2 protein-coding genes and 2 pseudogenes are annotated in these 4,113 nt (G+C 56.0%); 2 read left to right on the top strand and 2 right to left on the bottom strand.

The window, feature by feature from the left end; translation table 11 throughout:
• Positions 1 to 180: pseudogene (locus OIU37_RS34375) on the top strand (alpha-glucosidase/alpha-galactosidase); the annotation flags it as partial.
• Between the two features lie 616 nt (positions 181 to 796).
• On the opposite strand, the gene OIU37_RS34380 reads toward OIU37_RS34375, so the two are convergent.
• Both OIU37_RS34380 and OIU37_RS34385 read right to left on the bottom strand, forming a co-directional pair.
• Positions 797 to 2,038 (bottom strand): caspase family protein, encoded by a 1,242-nt coding sequence (locus OIU37_RS34380; RefSeq protein ID WP_264260128.1) that lies wholly within the window; start codon positions 2,036 to 2,038, stop codon positions 797 to 799.
• Complete coding sequence (locus OIU37_RS34385) at positions 2,031 to 2,771, bottom strand: CHAP domain-containing protein (RefSeq protein WP_372353407.1); 741 nt, start codon at positions 2,769 to 2,771, stop codon at positions 2,031 to 2,033. Before OIU37_RS34385 ends, OIU37_RS34380 begins: the two co-directional genes overlap by 8 nt.
• A gap of 800 nt (positions 2,772 to 3,571) precedes the next feature.
• Here OIU37_RS34385 and OIU37_RS34390 point away from each other — a divergent pair.
• Positions 3,572 to 4,113: pseudogene (locus OIU37_RS34390) on the top strand (alpha-glucosidase/alpha-galactosidase); the annotation flags it as partial.

The following is a 4,113-nucleotide window of genomic DNA, read 5'->3' on the forward strand; positions in this document are numbered from 1 at the left end:
GTTCAGGCGCTGATGACCGAGAATCGCGAGCACATCTATCACGCCGCGATGATGGACCCGCATACGGCCGCCGAACTCGACCTCGACCAGATCTGGTCGCTGGTCGACGATCTGCTCGCAACCCACGGCGACTGGCTGCCCGAATGGGCACGCACGGCCCGCAAGGTACAGGCCGCCTGACCCCCTCTCCCGGGTGAGGCGTCAAGGAGCCCCGCGGTGGCAACAACCGCGGGGCTCTTTGCGACTGGAACGACCGCTATTGTAATCGCGGCGTGCTTGTCGTGTCGCCGTTGTCCGACTTCGAACTAGTCGTCCGGCGGCCATAGCGCCCTGCTACTGCGCGCCCACTTGTCGGTCATGCAAGAAGTCGTCGCGCTTGCCTGGACCGGGCATGCATCGATGGGCGCGGCTTCGTCCACAAAGTGCAATAGAGCGGACGTCGCTACGCAGGCGGCAGACGACCGACATGAGGCCGAACTCAGACTATCTGCAAGGCGCGCGGCGCGAAACATGGACTCGCGCACCCCAGTTCATCTACTCGCTAGCCGCTTCAGCTCGGATTTGCTGATCTCCGGTGCACGTATAGCTCGTGAAAATACACCGGTTGTTTCACTGGCGTTTGCGAACTCGCAGGAGCATGCTCCGCCCCGCATAGATACTCACCAGCAGGAATGCGAGCAACGAAAGCATCAAGTAGTCATAGCTCCTCCAAAAACCAGAGCAGGTTTTCAGACTTCTGTCGGTACGTCGCCGCTGCAGTGGATACTACCTGTGCTTCAGAAAGATGCGTTCATATCTATTCGCAAAAGGTCTGGCCATTAAACTTAAAGCACTTTCCTGATGATCTGGGTGTGCTGACGTTTCCGTTGCCGCGGAGCGACTTCGGAGGCGCGGACTGAGAGACGATGCGCGTCTTGCGCTTTACCGGATTTTGCGGTCCGGCTTGGCCTTGCGGCATTGTCGAAGATGGCTTCGGCTTCGCGGATGGCGCTGCTGGTTCCGGCTCAGCAGGTCTCATACCGTTCACCGCCCCGTTCGCGATCGGCCTGTCCAAGACGACCGGTGGGCTATCCCCTTGGTTTGACTCGTGCAGCTTGGCAAGTGAGGGACCGATCACCATGTCACCGCCCCCTGCTGGCGGTATAAATCCATATGAAGGGTTGAGTGGGAAATCCTTGGTAAATTGTGGGCTATGACGTGTCACATAGGAGATCACATCTGATCCGGTAACGTAACCATCATCATTTCGACTTCCCTCGTCGAATGCGCCAACAAGCAACGCGCTAAATACGCCCGTTGGAACCTCCTGCTGCTCGTTGCCGGCGGTCAGGAATTGCCGGACATGCTTCTTGACGTTTTCACCGAAGATATAGCCCATCGCATTCGGTGGCGGCGGCAAACCAAGCGTGGACAAAATCCCGCCGGCATTACACGCTTCAAGCGCAAAGAAGGCATGCTTGATGGTCATCGCGGAGGCAAGTTCAGTCAGCCGCGAAATCGGAATTGCGGATCTGTAAAATCCTTGAGGATTAGTGCTGGGATCGCCAGCGTCCACGGGAACCAAGAAAGTCCGTGTCCCCGCATCGTCATCGGACGTCCCTAGTGAGGTACCATGACCGAAGTAGTAAAATAAAAGGCGAGTTTGGTTCCGATACCCTATGTTCGATAGTATTTCACTCAGTAGGAGTTGGAATTGCTGCCCCTTCAAGTCGCGCCAGATCATCACGTGATAACCGCGAGCTTCAAGTGCTTTCCTCAAGATGGAAGCGCTCCGCTCTCCCTGTGCAACGGTTGGTGACCAGCCGTTTGAATATTGCCCTTGGATGATGAGCACAGCATAGCTTTCATCGTATATCGTCCTGGCAACACCATTCGAATCCTTGATGATCATCGCGGTGGAGCCGTTTCCCGGGGTTCGATATTGAGGCGGGACGCTCCAAGTCATTTCGAAATTTTGGGCCCATGCAGAAGAGCTGCAGACACCCAGAAACAGGACAATCCGCAGAACGACGAGGCTCAGGGAATGGAGTTCATCCATCTCGCAGGCCTATCGTTGTACGAATCGAAACAAGTTCTAGTTCGTTCTCGATGTTGAGCGACTTTACGTTGAAGGTATGCAGACCGTCCCTATTGAACTGGTTCCCCCCCAACACGTCTACATGGTGCGGCTGACGAGGAGTCGCGCGGTCGAAAAACGCCACGTGTCCGTGGGCAGGATCCGATCTATTCGTGAAGACGGCAATGTCGCCACGTCTAGCCGCAGTTGGTGGCCATCTATCCCTCTTGTTCCACACTTCTGTGCCCCAGCCTACATTTTTGACGAACGATTGTGACGCAGCGCTATTCGTTCCCAATATCGCTGGTGAAGCATTCTGAAGACACCAGTTCACAAAGGCTGAGCACCAAGGCGTTTTGTCCCCGGCGGGCTGAGTTCTTGTAGAAGCAAAGAATAGAACGATCACAGGGTTCGCAAGAGTGGGACGCGCAGGATTTGGCTCGGGCCATGCGATCTGAAACTTGGGGGGAAGCGACGTGACGAAATATCTGGCGATGTCATATGGACGCAGACCCTTTCGTGCTTCATCAAGTTGATCATGTGCTTCCTTCCAAAGCGGTGAGGATGCAGGCGGAATGATCCGACCAAGCGTAATCGGGTTTGCGTCGCCGATTGCGTCCTTGAGCAAAGCCTCCCAGCTGTCATCTGCCCTGGCGGAAACAGTCGTCACTAAGGCCAATGCCGATTGCACGAGAAACGTTCGACGCGTACGCATGGATATCCCCCCATGTGAAGCTGAGTGCAGCTGAGCCGTCTCGCGAAGCTGTCAACTACAACCAGTGCGAATAATTAGGCAATCATACCCTATTTAGTCGGGAATTAGAATATGATAATAAAGCTCCGGAGCCTGTCGGTTTTGCTTGGCACCTGATGCCCCACTACCGGCCTTCTCTATTGCTTGTCTTCAGCATTAAAGGTCGGCGCTATCGTCTCTGATGGAGAAAAACACTTCCTAGCGGCTGAAGAGATCTATCGCAAAACCAGGAAGAGGCCGGGGGGTATCTATGCGACTGATATCTATTGCGAGCGCTCTCCTTGTTTTAACTATGCCAGTCAAGGCCGGTGGTCAAAGCGATCTTCAAGCGCAACTGAAAGGCCACTCGATTGTGTTGCAGTACACGGAAGTGGTTCATGGGAGACGTAGGACGGGGAAGATTGTGTGGAAACAGGAAATTTATATATCATCAAGGGGACGGCTCTTCGTCCGTGTTAATGCGGCGGGTAAAGGGCGAACAGCAAGGCATGAAATAACGCCCGGCTCCGATAATTCTGGTGGGGCAACCCCATTCAGATGGACTCAGAACGGATTGGCTAGGGGGTGGCGCGATCGCAGGGGCCGCATGGTGCGTCAGACGATCGAAGTATCAAGGTCGGGCACGAGCTTCACCTGCAGGGCCACCATCACACGCTCTGCCTTTGCGTCCGGAGCCGATCGCCACATTTGCACGGTCTCCGTCGGGAATCCGCTCGGAGGAAAATGAGCGACCATCGCGGCGCACGCGCCAGAGGCAGCAGCGCTGCCCGAACAAGGTGCGCTACGAGATGCTGACGCGGCTCGGCTATTTCGTCACCGAAAGCTCGGAGCATTTCGCCGAATATACGCCCTATTTCATCAAGGAGGGCCGCGAGGACCTGATCGAGAAATTCGGCATTCCGCTCGATGAATATCCGAAGCGTTGCATCGAGCAGATCGAGCGCTGGAAAGGGCAGGCGGAGGCCTATCGTTCGGCCGACAAGATCGAGGTCAAGCCGTCGAAGGAATATGCCTCCTCGATCATCAATTCGGTCTGGACCGGCGAGCCCTCAGTGATCTACGGCAATGTCCGCAACAATGGCTGCATCACTTCGCTGCCTGCCAATTGCGCTGCCGAAGTGCCCTGCCTCGTCGATGCCTCCGGCATCCAGCCGACCTACATCGGCGACCTGCCGCCGCAGCTGACGGCGCTGATCCGCACCAATATCAACGTCCAGGAGCTGACGGTTCAGGCGCTGATGACCGAGAATCGCGAGCACATCTATCACGCCGCGATGATGGACCCGCATACGGCCGCCGAACT

The sequence above is a fragment of the Rhizobium sp. BT-226 genome (assembly GCF_025847085.2).
In the GTDB taxonomy this organism is placed as follows: Bacteria; Pseudomonadota; Alphaproteobacteria; order Rhizobiales; family Rhizobiaceae; genus Rhizobium; species Rhizobium sophorae.